At 56.7% G+C, this 13,405-nt stretch carries 12 protein-coding genes; 5 read left to right on the plus strand and 7 right to left on the minus strand.

What is annotated here, in order from left to right; genetic code table 11:
• Positions 1–11: 11 nt before the first annotated feature.
• The 7 genes from ACW9KT_RS09535 to ACW9KT_RS09565 form a co-directional block, all read right to left on the minus strand.
• On the minus strand, positions 12–1,826 hold the full coding sequence (locus tag ACW9KT_RS09535) for a serine hydrolase (RefSeq protein WP_457079697.1): 1,815 nt from the start codon (positions 1,824–1,826) through the stop codon (positions 12–14).
• A gap of 307 nt (positions 1,827–2,133) precedes the next feature.
• The gene (locus tag ACW9KT_RS09540; RefSeq protein WP_457079699.1) at positions 2,134–2,802 is read right to left on the minus strand and encodes a hypothetical protein; all 669 of its coding nucleotides are present in this window, start codon (positions 2,800–2,802) and stop codon (positions 2,134–2,136) included.
• Between the two features lie 125 nt (positions 2,803–2,927).
• A complete protein-coding gene (locus tag ACW9KT_RS09545; protein ID WP_457079701.1) occupies positions 2,928–5,330 on the minus strand; it encodes a glycoside hydrolase family 2 TIM barrel-domain containing protein in 2,403 nt (800 codons plus the stop codon).
• A gap of 204 nt (positions 5,331–5,534) precedes the next feature.
• The gene (locus ACW9KT_RS09550; RefSeq protein WP_457079703.1) at positions 5,535–5,885 is read right to left on the minus strand and encodes a hypothetical protein; all 351 of its coding nucleotides are present in this window, start codon (positions 5,883–5,885) and stop codon (positions 5,535–5,537) included.
• Between the two features lie 198 nt (positions 5,886–6,083).
• Positions 6,084–6,668 carry a hypothetical protein gene (locus ACW9KT_RS09555; protein ID WP_457079705.1) on the minus strand — a complete coding sequence of 195 codons (585 nt, stop codon included), beginning with the start codon at positions 6,666–6,668 and terminating at the stop codon, positions 6,084–6,086.
• A gap of 33 nt (positions 6,669–6,701) precedes the next feature.
• A complete protein-coding gene (locus ACW9KT_RS09560; protein WP_457079707.1) occupies positions 6,702–7,298 on the minus strand; it encodes a hypothetical protein in 597 nt (198 codons plus the stop codon).
• A 74-nt stretch (positions 7,299–7,372) separates the two neighbouring features.
• On the minus strand, positions 7,373–9,673 hold the full coding sequence (locus ACW9KT_RS09565; RefSeq protein WP_457079709.1) for an efflux RND transporter permease subunit: 2,301 nt from the start codon (positions 9,671–9,673) through the stop codon (positions 7,373–7,375).
• Positions 9,674–9,823: 150 nt separating this feature from the next.
• On the opposite strand from ACW9KT_RS09565, the gene ACW9KT_RS09570 reads away from it, so the two are divergent.
• The 5 genes from ACW9KT_RS09570 (at position 9,824) to ACW9KT_RS09590 (ending at position 13,376) form a co-directional block, all read left to right on the plus strand.
• Positions 9,824–10,045 (plus strand): hypothetical protein, encoded by a 222-nt coding sequence (locus ACW9KT_RS09570; protein ID WP_457079711.1) that lies wholly within the window; start codon positions 9,824–9,826, stop codon positions 10,043–10,045.
• 98 nt (positions 10,046–10,143) lie between these two features.
• Positions 10,144–10,440, plus strand: coding sequence for a TIGR03643 family protein (locus ACW9KT_RS09575; RefSeq protein ID WP_457079713.1), 297 nt, complete (start codon positions 10,144–10,146; stop codon positions 10,438–10,440).
• A gap of 109 nt (positions 10,441–10,549) precedes the next feature.
• Positions 10,550–11,668, plus strand: a complete 1,119-nt coding sequence (locus ACW9KT_RS09580; RefSeq protein WP_457079715.1) for a type I restriction endonuclease — start codon at positions 10,550–10,552, stop codon at positions 11,666–11,668.
• A 124-nt stretch (positions 11,669–11,792) separates the two neighbouring features.
• On the plus strand, positions 11,793–12,587 hold the full coding sequence (locus tag ACW9KT_RS09585; RefSeq protein ID WP_457079717.1) for a thymidylate synthase: 795 nt from the start codon (positions 11,793–11,795) through the stop codon (positions 12,585–12,587).
• Between the two features lie 201 nt (positions 12,588–12,788).
• The gene (locus tag ACW9KT_RS09590) at positions 12,789–13,376 is read left to right on the plus strand and encodes a hypothetical protein (protein ID WP_457079718.1); all 588 of its coding nucleotides are present in this window, start codon (positions 12,789–12,791) and stop codon (positions 13,374–13,376) included.
• The last annotated feature ends 29 nt before the right edge of the window (positions 13,377–13,405 follow it).

Raw genomic sequence — 13,405 nt, forward strand, 5'->3', positions numbered from 1 at the left:
GTTTTTAAGCTTTATTCTTTCACAAACCGCCGAAACACATTTCGATTCGCCGTCTGAACTCGAATAATATAAGCGCCGGGTACTAAGTCTCCGATTGAGATAGGCCTGCCGGCTGTCAGTAAGCCACTCTGCACCTGCCGGCCCTGCGGAGTCAGTACCTCATATGCCATAGCAAAACTGAGGCCCGCTATGTGCAGTTGATCCCGCGCTGGATTTGGATATAGATCTAGAGTTGGGGCGCTGCTGGCAGCATACGATAGCTCAGGCGCCGGCGCATGCAGGCGTAGCGTGGGGTTGCCGTCGAGGGTATAGATTGCCTGGAAGCCGGTAGCTGCGTTGTCAGCGTATTCCACCACCCGAACGTAGTAGGTGCGGCTCAGGTCCAACTTGCGCAGGCGCACCGAATCGGCCGTTTCGTTGGCTACTACAAAAGTGCCTTGGCCGAGCGATGAGGTTTGGTCCAAGCTCGCCACCGGGTAGCGGCTACCATCCAGCGGGAAACTAGTTATGGGCTTATCGGCCTGCAAAAGGACCAAGCGGCGGGTGCCGGTGCCGCGGGTCCAGCGCAGCAACACGCCCGCCGAATCTTCCGTGGCCGTGAGGTTGGTGGCATTTTGAGCGGGCGCGAGCAGGTTGTGTGCCGGCCAGACGGTGGCATTTTGCCCCCCCACCCAGCCCAAACGGTCTAACTCGTCCCAGAATTCCGGGGCGCTCGGGCGGGCATTCAGCAGGATAGCCCAGGTCACGTCGCCCGCCGTATGTACCAAATAGGCAGCGGTGCCATCGAAATCGCCGCCGTGCCAGCGGTGGCCGGCGCTATTCACCTGCCAGCCTTTGGCGTAGCCCGCCCCGACCGCCGAGGGCTGCACCATAGCGGCGAGCGTAGCGGGCGTCAGCAGGCCGGGACGATCGGCACTGCCCGCGGTGGCCAGTTGCAGACGCACCAGGTCGCGGGCCGAGAACGCCCAGCCGCCGTGCGCCCCCATGGCTTCCAGGTTGAAGCCGCCGTAAGCGGCGGGCACTGCTTTGCCCGACCCATCACAAGCCAGCATGTCGTAGTGGCTCGCGTAGGCCGCTTCCCGCTCCAAGCGGCGGCTCAGCTTGCTATACCCTAAGTGAGCTTCGAGCGCTCCGGCTGGCACGAGCAAATTGTGGCGCACCCAGGCTTTATAGGGCTGCCCCGTTACGGCTTCTACGATTTTGCCTAGCACCAGATAGCCCACATTGGAGTACGCATAGCGCGTGCCGGGGGCAAAATTAAGGCCTTTACCTACCAGAAAGCGCACCAGCGTGGAGTCAGCTACGGGAGTGGGAGCTTTCAGGGCCTGAGCTACGTGCAAAGGAAAATCCACTGGGTCGCAGCCCGCGTATCCGTCGCAACCGACGAGACGGTCCCAGCCGGCGGTGTGCTCCAGGAGTTGCTGTACCGTGATGTCGTACATGCGCTGGTCGGTGATGGCGCGGGTATAGTAGGGGCTGCGTAGATAGCCCTGGGGGCCAAATACTTTGCCAGCCAAGCTCAGGCGGCCTTGCTCCACGAGCTTCATAATAGCCAGGGCCGTGATGGGCTTCGAGACGCTGGCTACGCGCAGCAGATGATACGGCTGCATCAGCTCCGTGCGGGCCGGATCGGCGTGGCCGAAGGCACGGGCATACACCAATCGTCCCTGCGACCCAAAGGCCACGGAAGCGCCTGGTATGTTCCAACGCTGCAAAAACTGCTGCATCGAGGCCTCAAACTGGGTAAAAGCCGGCACCGGAATACCTGTTTGAGCTACTGCTTGAAACGTTAGGAAGAAGCAGAGGAGGGTGTAGAGTTGCTTCAAATAAGTAACCAATAAAAGGCAATCGATGCAACAGATGCTGTATAAATACAGTCCGGCTTGATCTTGCAATTTTATTGGTTAATTCGAAGTTTCTAGGTCAATAATCTGTCAATATTTTTAATTATTTACTGACGTGCTTATAAATAGTTCTAGTCGAGTTTAGGTTGAATAAGTTATAGAAGTATTTTACTGTAACTGATGTTTTCGCAGTGAAGCGCAATAAGCTGTTTGCAGACTCTTTACCTACTTTAAAGGGCGCTAATGATCGTTTCTGCTAAGCGTGGCGCTCAGCTCCAAAGGCGCGTATCTAGCGAAACACGCAGCTGGTGCCGCTCCACATGGCCGTAATCCGCGCCTCCGAGCCCATCCCGTCGAGCAGGCCGTACAGGCCTGTGGAGGTGGAAAACTCGTAGCCCAGGCTGGACTTGACAACCTTAATGACATAGGCACTTTCCATTTCAGCCCGAGTGGAGCCAAGGCCTATACCCGCCATCGTGATGAGGGCTGGGCCTGAAAACTGAGTGGGATTGAGCGACCAGCCCACAAACTGCCACTCCTGAGTCGCCGCGCTGTCCGCTGCCGCGCTCTGGGGGGCTTTTGCCTGGAAAGCCAACGTGAGGCCATTGGGCCAGGTGGCCATTTTCAACGGGCCAGCGCCGCACTCCTCGTTCACGCCAACGTTGGCGGGAGGCTGTTGCAGCACAGTCGTCATGGTAGCCACTAGCGGCTCAAAGGACCGACCCAGCGTAATTTCATTTGTGGAGCCCGTTTGGGCGTTTACCAGCTGTAGGGCGTTGGCCGTTAAGGTTAGCCTTACTAAAGGCTCAGTGGGCACGGCCGCCGAGTCGTTGCTCGCCGTGGTGACAGAGTCAGCGGGTTTGGCAGTAGGTGTGTAGGTGGTGTCGGGCGTAGCAGCTTCCGTAGGCAGATCAGACCGACTTTGGCAAGCTGAGGCGAGCAATCCAAGTAGCAGCATTCTGGACAGTAATCTCATAGGCAGGACCGGCGCGAGTTAGCGTGAGGCGACGAAGAGAACCTCTGTTGATAAACGGATATTACAGCATACGAATACAGGCACTTTCTGTCGAGATGGTACGAGGACTATTCTACCTGAATTGCTATTTCCGCCGCCGGGAAACCGTCGGCCGAAGCGCGCAACGTAATTTTGCCCGCCTGCTCATTTGCCTTCACAATGACTAAAGCTCGTCCCTGCCAGGCGTTGCGTTGGGGGCGCAGGTAGCTCTCAGTGCTGCGCGGATTGGCATTGCCAACGCCTACAATAGTGCCGGGGCCAGTCAGCTCAAACTTTAGGGTGTTTTCCACTTTCGGATTGCGGACACCTTTGCTGTCCACCAGTTCTACAGTTATGTAGCTCAAATCATGACCGTTAGCCTTTATGGTTTGGCGATCGGGGGTGAGGGCGAGGCGAACTGGTTTGTCAGCCGATTTTAGCGTGGCGGTAGCTACCTCCTTATTGCTGGTGCGGCCGATGGCTTTTAGCTCACCGGGCTGGTAGGGCACGCTCCAGGTGGCGGTGAACTTGGTGGCGCGAGTGGTGGGCTTGGTTCCCAGGCTTTTGCCATTGAGGAACAACTCAACCTGCTCGCAGGAAGAATACACTTCCACGGTCAGAGGCTGATTTTCCTGGCCGGGCCAGGTCCAGTCGGCTAGCACGTCGTGCCATTCCCACTTGCTCCATTCTTCCTTGTTGGGGTTCAGCGGGAACGAGGGCGTGGGGGGCTTTACAAAGAGCGAAATCTGATTTTCTTTCCAGAGCGCATCGCGGTAATAGGACTGGGGCCGCTTCCAGCCGCACACGTCGATGTCGCCGCAAAAGGCGAGGTTCCAGGGGTAGAAACCTTGGTTTTGCCAGTAGCCCAGCCAACCGATGCTGGCCTCGCCGATGTAGTCCACGGCGGTCCAGACGAAGTCGCCGAGCACGTAGGGGTGATCGACTACGCTCATCCAACTGCCGAAGGCTTCGAGTGGGTAGGACTCAGCGCCGTACATAAGACGTTTGGGCAGGCGGGCGTGGTCCTTGGCGTAAATATAAGCTTGGTGATGGTCGCCACCGGCGGCGTAGTTGTAGCCGGCTACGTCGAGCACGGCGAAATACGGGTCTTTGTCGGGGCCGAGGCCGTTGACGGCGGCCGTGATGGGCCGGGTCGGGTCGAGGGTGCGGATGTAATCGGCTAGCTGGCGAGCGGTTTTTACGCCTTCGGGGCTGCCGCGCTCTGGTATTTCATTGCCCAGGCTCCACAGAATGATAGAGGGGTGGTTGCGGTCGCGGCGCACCATGCTGGCTACGTCCTGCTGCCACCACTTATTGAAGTAAAGGTGGTAGTCGTAAGGGTTTTTGGCTTCCCGCCATTGGTCGAAGGCTTCATCGATGACGAGCATGCCGAGCCGGTCGCAGGCGTCGAGCAGGGCGGGAGAGGGCGGATTGTGAGAGCAGCGAATGGCGTTGTAGCCGCTGGCTTTGAGCAGCTCAATCTTGCGCTCCTCGGCGCGGTCGTAGGCCTTGGCGCCCAGGGGGCCGTTGTCGTGGTGAATACAGCCGCCTTTCAGCTTCACAGTTTGGCCATTCAGCTGAAAGCCGTTCTGGGCATCAAACGAAATTGAGCGGATGCCGAAAGGCGTTTCTACCTGATCCGTCAGCTGCTGGCCCTGATATATTTCCGTGACCGCCGTGTACAGCGTGGGTTTCTCCACCGACCATCTTTCCGGCGACTTTACGGTGAGTAATTGGTCCACGGTAGCGGTGGTGCCGGCCGCCACGCTTTGCCTGGCCTCGGTGCGGGCTACTTCCTGGCCGGCGGCATTGCGGAGGCGGGTTACCAGCGTGACTTGGGCTACTTGCTTGGTCTCGTTTACTACTTGGGTCTGGGCTTTCACTTGTGCCGCCGCGGCCGTTACGGTAGGCGTTGTGAAAAAAGCCCCCCACTGCCTAATGTGCACGGGCGCCTGCACCGTGAGCCATACGTGGCGGTAAATGCCTGAGCCAGAATACCAGCGGCTGTTCGCGCCTTCGTTTTTGACCTGCACCGCCACCACGTTATTGACTCCAAACTTTACTTTATCAGTGACATCGTACCAGAAGCTGGTGTAGCCGTAGGGATGCGCGCCCAAGGATTGACCATTCAGCCACACCTCCGCGTTCATGTACACGCCATCGAACTGAAGCTGAACGCGCTGGCCTTTCTGCGCTGCAGGCATCACGAAGGTCTTACGGTACCAGCCAGTGCCGCCCGTCGTGAAGCCGCCGCTTACCTGGCTAGGGGCATCGAGGCTGAAGGGGGAGGAGGTGCCCGGTAAGTCCTCAACGCTCCAGTCGTGGGGCAGGTCGAGGGGGCGCCATTGGGTGTCGTTGAACTCTGGCTTTTCGGCTCCCTGGGCGCCGCCCCGATGGAAGCGCCAGCCTGCGTCGAAAAGCATGACGGGGCGGGTTTGGGCTTGCAACGTCATGGTAAGCAGGAGCAAGAAGTAGGTCAGAGGGAATTTCATGGCGCGCGAAAAACAGACAAGCTTTCCAGCAATACTCGCGTTTTTTCTGAGAAGCTGATGGCTAGAACAGGGTAGAGGTGCAACATCTTGCGTCTCGGCGTTGAACGACGCATAATAGGGTAGTTGCAGCCAAGTTGTTCAAACAAACACCATCAGCAACCGGAGGGCAGCGGCGCTAACGACGAGACTCCAACTATTGCGTCTCTACCGCGAGAACTCTCTACTGCAATTTCTGCATTTATACAGCGTGGTGCCGGCGTAAAATATGCGCTGCCACCACGCCGGCCGCAACACGGGCAATACCTCGGTGGAGCCGCAGCGAGGGCATTTCTGCGGCGTTGGCTCGGTGCGGCGGCGCTCAAACTCAGCCACAATTGGCTGGGCCACTGTAGCTTCGTCTTCCTCGATTAATAATTGATAATACAGCCCGTCGCCGAAGGGAAAAGACGGCGGCCCGCAGGTTTTGACCAAGGCGGCAATTTCTGCGTCGCGCAGCTCATTGTAGAGCCCCACCGCTTCGGCGTACGTCAGGTATTGCGCAGCCGGGATCAGCATAAATTGGGCTTCTAGGGGTCTTTTTTAAGCGATTGTTTATTCTGTCATCCTGAGCTTGCGAAGGACCTTAAGCCGGTTGAGCTACGTGCGCAACAACGACTCGTTCTGCGTTAATAAGGTCATTCTTTTATCAGGATGACAGGCTAAACAACTTTAGAGACGCAAATATGCGCCGCTACCTCGTTCTGGGGGGCAAATTTAGCGGCGGCCGCGACGGGCTGGGATGCGCTGACGCAGCTTGAAAATATACAGCAACAACCCCACGCAGAGCAGCGCCAAACCTACAGCAATCATCTCGCGGCTGGTGCGGGCGTCTTCGGCTTCCTTGGCGGCGGCTTGGGCGTCAAGGAGCTTTTTTTCGCGCTGCTTGTCGCGCATTTCTAAGTTTTGGATCTGGTTCTCGAGGTCGTAGAAGCGCTGGCGGGTGCTGCTCTGGTCGGTTTGGGCGACGCTGATTTGCTGCTGGGCCTGCTGCTTTTCGGCCACAATATTGGCCGTGCGGCGTAGGGCGTCATTTTTCACGGCCTGCACAATTTCCGTGTCCTTGCGGATGATGCCTTTGAGGGATTCTATAACTTCTTGGAGGTCTTTTTTGGAAGGCTGATTGCCAAATAAGCTGTTGCGGCGGGCATTCGCCGCCTCGTACTGACGCACCAGCAGCTCCCGCTCCTGAATCAGACGAGTAACGGGGCTGGGTTCCGTAACTGGAACTGGGCCAGTGGTTTGGGCGGCGGCGAAAAAAGTAATTAACAGGAAAAACCCGGAAAGCAAGCTTCGTATCATGCTACAAAGTAACAACGGCTTCCCATTTCTCACCTAGCGACTCTGGCGTTGCAGCGGAACCGGCCGCATCTTGCTCTGGCGGTTTCGCTGCCACAGAATATAGCCCAGCAGCACCGCGCTCAAGGCGGCTAGCCCCATGGCAATCATCTCGCGCTGGGCGCGGGCCTTCTCGGCATCGGCGGCAGCGGCCTGAGCTATGAGCAGGCGGGTTTCGCGCTCCACTTCACGCTTTTCGCGCTCCATCTCTCTTATTTGCAACTCCTCAATCTGGTTTTCCAGGGCCTCATACTTACCATTGGTAGCTGCTATGGCAGCGCTTTCGGCCCGAACCCGAGCAGCTTCTATCTGGGCCATGTTGGGCAAGGTGCGCTGCTTTACAGCCTGCAAAATTTCGGTGTCTTTGCGGATAATGCGGCGCAGGGCGGCATTTACCTCGCTCAAGTCTTTTTTCGAAGCCTTTTTCCCAAACAGGCCGTTGCGCTGGGTGCTGGTGCGCTCATAGGTGCGCATGAGCTGCTCCCGTTCCCTGATTTCGCGCAGTAATGGGTCATTAGCGGCCGGTTGCTGGGCCAACCCTTTATTGGCGCCCACGACCAGCAACATCACCAAGAAAAAAATATATGTTCTCATACTCATACGCCACTATAACGGCGAAGTGCCGCGTGTAGTTTGTCCGGGTGGCGGCTTATATAGCAATTCGCTAATTAGCCCCCTAGCACCGCTACCGGCTGTCGTATCTCCTTGGGTTTGTGCTTGTAGAAGTACAGAATCAGCAAGGGTAGCAGGGTCAACTCGGCAATTACCCCAAAGAGCAGGGTAAGTCCGATGAGCAAGCCCACGTAAAACGTACCGTCGAAGGAGGAGAAAATTAGCGTCGAAAAGCCCCCCACTAGGATTAATGAGGTGACAATAACAGCTTTGCCGGCCATCAGGTAGGTGCGGCGTACGGCCCGGAATAAGTTGGGCTCCTGTAACAAAGTCAGCTTTAACTTGCTGATAAAGTGAATGGTATCATCCACAGCAATGCCGAAGGCGATGGTGAATATGATGCTGGTGCTCACCTTCATATTCACGCCGGTTAGTCCCATTACGCCTGCCACCACGATAATGGGAACGAGATTGGGCACGAGTACCACGGCTGTCATGCGCAGGCTGCGGAACAGCGCCAGCACAATCAGCGTGACCATGATGATATCGAGGCTCATGCCCACAATCATGTCGCGGCTGAGGTTTTCGTTGTTTTTGTCAATGAGGTTGGCCGAGCCGGTGAGGCGGGTTTGGAGCAGACTGGCGTCGATGTTTTGGGCTAAGTAGGTGCGCAGCTTGGCGTTGGCCGCGTCGGCGCGGATGCTGCCTATGTCGGACATGCGGCCGGTGAGGCGGCCTTCTCTCGCATCGGGCTGGACCAGGGAGCGAAACTCCGGCTTCTTGCGGAAAAGCTTGATTTTGGACACGATCTGGCGCATTTCTGCATCCGACTCGGGCAGGCGATACTCAGCCACGCCGCCCCCGTTCAGCGCCTTGCGCACCGACTTCACGATAGTAACCGGCGAGGCCACAAAGCGCAGCCCGACATCCTGGCGCAGATAGGTTTCGACGCGCTCAATCTGGCGCAGTACGGCCAAATCGTAGATAGTGCCGCCGTTAGCCGGCTTCAAATCCAGCTCGAAGGGCCGCACGCCGGCGAAGTTTTGCTCAAAAAAGCCGAAGTCCTGGCGCACTGGGTCGCCCTCCGACAAGTCATCGAGCAGGGCCGAGTTGATGCGCACTTGCATGGCCGAGGCGAGCGAGCCGGCAATAATTAGCCCCCCAAGCCCAAATACCAGCCGTCGCCGCCGCAGTACCCAGCTAAACATGCGGCCCAACACGCCATCCCAGTCGCGGCCGTGCTTGCGGGGCTCGCGTAGCTGGGGTTTGCGCAACAGCAGGAGCAGGGCCGGCAATAGCGTGAAGGTGAGCACAAAAGCCAGCAGCACCGAGATGCCCGTGAACAGCCCAAAGTTATGAATGGGCCGAATGGAGCTGGTCATCAGCGAGAAAAAGCCGATGCTAGTAGTCAGCGCCGACAGCCCCGAGCCGAAGCCCGACTCGCGAATGGTAGTGCGCAGGGCGTCGTTTTTGGTGGCCCCGTAGCCCAGCTCCGTCACGTAGCGGGTGATGAAGTGGATGGTGTCGGACATGCCGACCGTGAACATGATAACCGGCAGCAGGGCCGTCATCAAATCAATGCTCACTCCGCAGGCCGACATCAGCCCCAGTCCCCACAAAATGGCCCCCAGCACCACCACCAGCGGCATAACCACGCCCCACCAGGTCCGAAACGTAAACCACAGCAGCCCCGTCACCAGCATGACCGACAGGCTCATGAACAGAATCATCTCCCGCTGCAACCTATCCACGAACACCGACTGGGCCACCAGTTTGCCGGCCATGTGGTAGTCGCTTTCCGCGAAGCCCAGCTGCGCGAGCCTGGTGGTCAGGCTGGTCATCAGAGAGTCGCCGGGGGGCTTTTTTAGGTCGGGTGCGGTCTGGAGCATGACCGTGACGGACCGGCCATTGGTGGCAAACAGGTTGCCCACCAGGCCAGGCGTCTGGTAGATCAGGGCCGAATCGGCCGGCAGGCGCGCGGGCTCATCCAGGTGCAGGTAGGGAATGTTGAACACGCCCAGGCCTTCCACAATTGGGTTAGTAAGCGTAGTGGGCGAGGTGACTTGCTCCACGTAGCGCTGACCCTGGGCAAAGCGCGTAAATGAATCGACGCGGGCCAGAAATGGCGCGTTGAACACGCTGCCGTCGGCCGGGGCTTCCAGGCCGATGAGCACGTAGTCGTTGTCGTTGCCGAAGCGCTTGGAGTACTGCTCGTAGTAATCCAGGTCGGGGTCGCCGGCGGGGTAGAAGTCGTTGAAGTTGTAGTTGAAGCGCAGCTGAGCCACGTAATACACGCTCAGGGCCGACACCAGGGCCAAGACCAGCAGCGTGAGGTAACTAAATTTGCGAAGCGGCATTCGGGCGAGATAGGAGATACTGAACAGCGGCGCGCTTGGCGCTTTAGGTCGCGGTTCGTACTTTAGAAGCGGCGTGAACCAGTAGGAAGGCGTAGCCAAGCCAACCGTGCCCCGCCAGGTTTTGTTTCCTCACTTTGCTTCTTACCACTTATGAAAAATGCCCTGCTGGCCCTCGCCCTGTTTGCTTCCGTCGGAACCGCCGCTGCCCACGAGGGCAAAAACGAGAAGAAAGCCAATAAAAGCACCGCGGCCAAAACCTGCAACATGCCCGAGAAGGGCACCGCTGCCTGCTGCATGAAAAAAGACACCAAAACAGCCGCTGTGAAAGCTGCTCCAGCGCCGGCCGCTGCGCCAGTTACGAAGTCGCTGTAAATAGAACGTTGATTCAGTAAAAAAGCCCCGCCAAGTAGCGGGGCTTTTTGTTGTTAGAATACTTGGCTTCTAGAATCTAATGGAGCCAAGTATTCTTTATGAAAAACGAAGAAACCGGATACCAAAACCTCTCCACCGCCGACGTGGACCGCATCATGGAAATGGGCTGGGAAGACCGCACGCCTTTCGAGGCCATCGAAGCGCAGTTTGGCCTAGCGGAGAAAGACGTCATTGCCCTAATGCGGAAGATGATGAAAGCGTCTTCCTTCAAAATGTGGCGCAAGCGTATGGCTGGCCGCAGCACCAAGCATCTGGCGCTTCGGGCCGAGGGCATGGGTGGCTTCAAGAGCAATCAGCAGCGAGCTATTTCGATGAATAAGATTAGCAAGCGGTAGACTTAAAGCTTGGCTGAGGAAAATACAAAATCTGTTTATTCGAACTGACTTTGTAATAGTATATATAGCACTTACATTGAGGAGATTTTATAACAATCTAACCTCATATATGGAGCTTATAGACCAATTAACTAATCTGGCGTCGCGGGCGCAAAAGCAAATCAGTCATATTCAAACCGAGGAGGCCACGAAGAACGCGCTCATTATGCCGTTCATCAATGCCCTTGGCTACAATGTGTTTGATCCCACGGAAGTAGTACCCGAGTTTGTTTGCGACATCGGTACTAAGAAGGGCGAGAAGATTGATTACGCCATCATGCGCGATGGCAAACCCATTATTTTATTCGAGTGCAAGCACGCTGGCGGCGATTTAAGCATCAATCACGCGAGCCAGCTATTCCGCTACTTCCACGTTACGGAGGCACGTATCGCAATACTTACTAATGGAATTACGTATCGGCTGTTCACCGATTTAGAGCAAGCCAATAAGATGGATGAGCGCCCCTTCATGGAGTTCGACTTATTCAACTTTCAGGAGAATGATGTTACCGAACTCAAAAAGCTAAGCAAGTCATCCTTCAACCTCGAAGACATGCTTTTTGCCGCGTACAATCTCAAGTACATGCGGGCTTTCAAGAAGTATTTCGATGAACAGTTCACGCAGCCATCCACTGACTTTATTCACTTCGTATCAAAGCAAGTGTATGATGGTGTACTAACTCCCAAACTCAAGGAGCAGTTTGCGGCGCTAGTGCATCGCTCGTTTCATCAGTTTCTGAACGATAAGATTACCATGCGGCTGCGCTCGGCTATGGTTGATACCAGTGGCCACGGTCTGTTGGCGCCTGAAGTACCGGTTGCTCCAATTCCAGTAGTTACTGCCGAGGCAGTGAGTACCGAACCAGTTGACAAAGGCATCGAAACAACGATGGAGGAAACCGAGGGCTTTATGATTGTGCGAGCTATTTTGCGCAAAATGGTGCCCGTAAACCGAGTTGTAATGCGAGATGTGCAGTCATACTGTGGTATTCTGCTCGACGACAACAACCGGAAACCGATTTGCCGGCTCCACTTCAACGGGAGTAAGAAGTATGTAACGCTTTTTGATGTGGAAGGCGGGGAGCGAGTTGATATATTTTCGCTTGATGACCTGTACGGTTTAGCATCGCGCATTCGGATTGCCGTCCAACGGCACGAAACGAAGCCCCAAGAAGCAGCCGCAGTATAAGCGAATACAAATGCTTATTGAGAAAACAGAAAAGCCGCCCCAAACCGGGCGGCTTTTTCTATTTTTGGCAACTTGACCTATCCGCACCTCTTTCAAGCCAGCTTCGGCGGGCGCTATTCTTCGCATGCAGCAGTACCTCGACCTCGTTCGCCATATCCTCGACCACGGCACCACCAAAACTGACCGCACCGGCACCGGCACGCTCTCAGTATTTGGCTACCAGATGCGCTTCGATCTGGCCCAGGGCTTCCCACTCGTTACCACCAAAAAAGTCCATCTAAAGAGCATTATCCACGAACTGCTGTGGTTTCTGCGCGGCGACACCAGCAATAAGTCGCTGGAGGAAGTGGGCGTGAGCATCTGGCGGGAGTGGGCCGATGCCGACGGTAACCTGGGGCCCATTTATGGCAAGCAGTGGCGCAGCTGGACGACTACCGACGGTCAGAGTATCGACCAGATAGCCGAAATGGTGCGCCTGCTGCGCACCCAGCCCGATTCGCGCCGCATGGTGGTCTCAGCCTGGAACGTGGCCGACCTGCCCCTCATGCGCCTCACGCCCTGCCACGCCTTGTTTCAGTTTTACGTGGCCGACGGCAAGCTTTCCTGCCAGCTCTACCAGCGCTCCGCCGACGTGTTTTTGGGCGTACCCTTTAACATTGCTTCCTACGCCATGCTCACGCTGATGATGGCCCAGGTAACGGACCTAGAGCCTGGCGAGTTTATCTGGACCGGCGGCGACACGCATTTGTATTCCAACCACCTGGAGCAAGCGCGCTTACAGCTCACGCGCGAGCCGCGCCCCTTGCCCCAGTTGCGTCTGAATCCCGCCGTTACCGATATTTTCGGCTTTCAGTATGAGGACTTTACCCTCGAAAATTACGAGCCGCACCCAGCCATAAAAGCGCCTGTAGCCGTATGATCTGTCGGCCGCACGCTGTATCTTAGGTAGCGACTGATGCAACTACCATTACCGGATTGTACTCCATAGGTTGTGCTAGTGGCATCGGACGTTCCCGTAGCGTTCGGCTATGGGGAATTTATTTGCTGGGGCTGACGTAGGAAATCAGGCTGAGTCAAATGTGCCCCCCAGCATTCGTCAATCCCAGAGGCAGCAAGTGATATGAAGCGTAGCGACGCAACCCCCATCAAACTACAGCAATCGTGGTATACGTTGCTGGCAACTGGCTTATTGATACTGCTGTTGGCGCCCGCTGCGCAGGCCCAGAATAGCTACAACCGCTGGACGGCCCGGCCACCGGTCGCCATTGAGCCCCTGCAAAAAAAGCAACGCGTCCCAAACCCCCAAGCGCAGGCTGCTCCCGACACCACCGAAAAGCCGCGCGTGGCTCAATCCAAGCTGTTGAAGCGGGGACTAGGTAGCAGAATGCGCCAAGGTCAATCCTTGCCCGAAGACAGCATTTCCATGGTGTTTTTCTCCCAAAATAGCCGCTACCCGGCGTCCGCCGTGCAGGCCCGCGCCGAAGCGAAAGTGGTTATTCGTCTGCAAGTGGCGCCCAATGGCCGGGTGAGCCGCACGTCAGTAGTGGCTCTCACGCCTGCGCCCAATCCCTACCGCGACGGGCCAGTGCCCGCACCTGCCCTGCAATCCTTGGCCGACGAAGCCCAGCGTGTTTTCCGAATGCTCCGTTTTGAGCCCGGCCCTCAGACCTCCGAAGAGGATTTAAGCGCCAATTTTTCGATTCAATAAAGCTCGACGGCAAGTTGAGCTAATTGCAT

It is taken from the genome of Hymenobacter sp. HD11105 (assembly GCF_054051685.1).

Coding starts and splice junctions, on each gene's coding strand:
- ACW9KT_RS09540 (WP_457079699.1), bottom strand. CDS start 2,802: ATGCTGCTACTTGGATTGCTCGCCTCAGCTTGCCAAAGTCGGTCTGAT.
- ACW9KT_RS09545 (WP_457079701.1), bottom strand. CDS start 5,330: ATGAAATTCCCTCTGACCTACTTCTTGCTCCTGCTTACCATGACGTTG.
- ACW9KT_RS09550 (WP_457079703.1), bottom strand. CDS start 5,885: ATGCTGATCCCGGCTGCGCAATACCTGACGTACGCCGAAGCGGTGGGG.
- ACW9KT_RS09555 (WP_457079705.1), bottom strand. CDS start 6,668: ATGATACGAAGCTTGCTTTCCGGGTTTTTCCTGTTAATTACTTTTTTC.
- ACW9KT_RS09560 (WP_457079707.1), bottom strand. CDS start 7,298: ATGAGAACATATATTTTTTTCTTGGTGATGTTGCTGGTCGTGGGCGCC.
- ACW9KT_RS09565 (WP_457079709.1), bottom strand. CDS start 9,673: ATGCCGCTTCGCAAATTTAGTTACCTCACGCTGCTGGTCTTGGCCCTG.
- ACW9KT_RS09570 (WP_457079711.1), top strand. CDS start 9,824: ATGAAAAATGCCCTGCTGGCCCTCGCCCTGTTTGCTTCCGTCGGAACC.
- ACW9KT_RS09575 (WP_457079713.1), top strand. CDS start 10,144: ATGAAAAACGAAGAAACCGGATACCAAAACCTCTCCACCGCCGACGTG.
- ACW9KT_RS09580 (WP_457079715.1), top strand. CDS start 10,550: ATGGAGCTTATAGACCAATTAACTAATCTGGCGTCGCGGGCGCAAAAG.
- ACW9KT_RS09585 (WP_457079717.1), top strand. CDS start 11,793: ATGCAGCAGTACCTCGACCTCGTTCGCCATATCCTCGACCACGGCACC.
- ACW9KT_RS09590 (WP_457079718.1), top strand. CDS start 12,789: ATGAAGCGTAGCGACGCAACCCCCATCAAACTACAGCAATCGTGGTAT.